Source organism: Psychromonas arctica, assembly GCF_036697365.1.
GTDB classification, from domain to species: domain Bacteria; phylum Pseudomonadota; class Gammaproteobacteria; order Enterobacterales; family Psychromonadaceae; genus Psychromonas; species Psychromonas arctica_A.
Genome location: NZ_JBAHZA010000039.1, coordinates 1 through 1,686, shown reverse-complemented (window position 1 = coordinate 1,686; position 1,686 = coordinate 1). Strand labels below are relative to the sequence as shown.

The window sequence follows — 1,686 nt, the reverse complement described above, 5'->3', positions numbered from 1 at the left end:
GTAATAATGAGTGCCCACACAGATTGTTTGATTAGAAAGTAAAGAGACGTATAGATAGACTCTAGATGGGTCTGTAGCTCAGTTGGTTAGAGCGCACCCCTGATAAGGGTGAGGTCGGCAGTTCGAATCTGCCCAGACCCACCAATTTCTTGTATTGAAATTGGATTTCTATTTATACATACCATGTTGGGGCTATAGCTCAGCTGGGAGAGCGCCTGCCTTGCACGCAGGAGGTCTGCGGTTCGATCCCGCATAGCTCCACCACTTCATTTTAACGAAGTGACCAACATGATAGAAGCCTTAGATAAGTTACATTATTTATCTAAGGCTTTTTTTAACGAAAAAGTCTGCTCTTTAACAATTAGGAAAGCTGATAAATGTTCTTATTTATCGCACAAAAACAATGACACTTCTTGTGAATAACAGAGTGTTGATTGGTGTGATAAATAAAACGAAATGTTTAATTCATTACGATGAATTAAACGAGTTCTCAATATTAAAACTTCGGTTTTAGTATTGTAATCAAGCAAAAATAAAATGCACATTACATGCAAATGTAATGAGTACGTATCTACACACTCTTTGAGTGTTAGGTGCACGAAAAACGTAAACGTTTTTTATATGTAAATATGAGAATCGCAAGCGTCTTGGAAACAACATATAACACTCTTTAGGTGTTGTATGGTTAAGTGAATAAGCGTGCACGGTGGATGCCTAGGCAATTAGAGGCGATGAAGGACGTGGTAATCTGCGATAAGTCCAGGGGAGTTGATAACAAGCGTTATATCCTGGAGTTTCCGAATGGGGCAACCCGGCACTTAGTGTCATCGCTATGTGAATACATAGCATAGCGAAGCAAACGAGGGGAACTGAAACATCTAAGTACCCTTAGGAAAAGAAATCAACCGAGATTCCGAAAGTAGCGGCGAGCGAAATCGGAACAGCCCTTAAGCTGTTTAAAAGTTAGTGGAAGGCTCTGGAAAGTGCCACGGTACAGGGTGATAGTCCCGTACACAAAAACTTCTTTACAGTGAAAACGAGTAAGTCGGGACACGAGAAATCCTGATTGAATATGGGGGGACCATCCTCCAAGGCTAAATACTCCTAATTGACCGATAGTGAACCAGTACCGTGAGGGAAAGGCGAAAAGAACCCCTGTGAGGGGAGTGAAATAGAACCTGAAACCGTGTACGTACAAGCAGTAGGAGCGGATTTATTCCGTGACTGCGTACCTTTTGTATAATGGGTCAACGACTTAATTTCAGTAGCAAGGTTAACCATTTAGGGGAGCCGTAGGGAAACCGAGTCTTAACTGGGCGAATAGTTGCTGGGATTAGACCCGAAACTTGGTGATCTAGCCATGAGCAGGTTGAAGATTGAGTAACATCAATTGGAGGACCGAACCCACTAATGTTGAAAAATTAGGGGATGACTTGTGGCTGGGGGTGAAAGGCCAATCAAACCAAGAGATAGCTGGTTCTCCTCGAAAGCTATTTAGGTAGCGCCTCATGTATCACTGTTGGGGGTAGAGCACTGTTAAGGCTAGGGGGTCATCCCGACTTACCAACCCTTTGCAAACTCCGAATACCAACAAGTGCAATCATGGGAGACACACGGCGGGTGCTAACGTCCGTCGTGGAAAGGGAAACAACCCAGACCGCCAGCTAAGGTCCCAAAGTATATGTT

The 1,686-nt window shown here is 43.5% G+C and carries 2 tRNA genes and 1 rRNA gene; all 3 read left to right on the top strand.

Annotated features, from left to right (window positions below):
- Positions 1–67 precede the first annotated feature (67 nt).
- A tRNA-Ile gene (locus V5290_RS17180) sits at positions 68–144 on the top strand.
- A 44-nt stretch (positions 145–188) separates the two neighbouring features.
- A tRNA-Ala gene (locus tag V5290_RS17175) sits at positions 189–264 on the top strand.
- 419 nt (positions 265–683) lie between these two features.
- Positions 684–1,686 (top strand): 23S ribosomal RNA (locus V5290_RS17170); the annotation flags it as partial.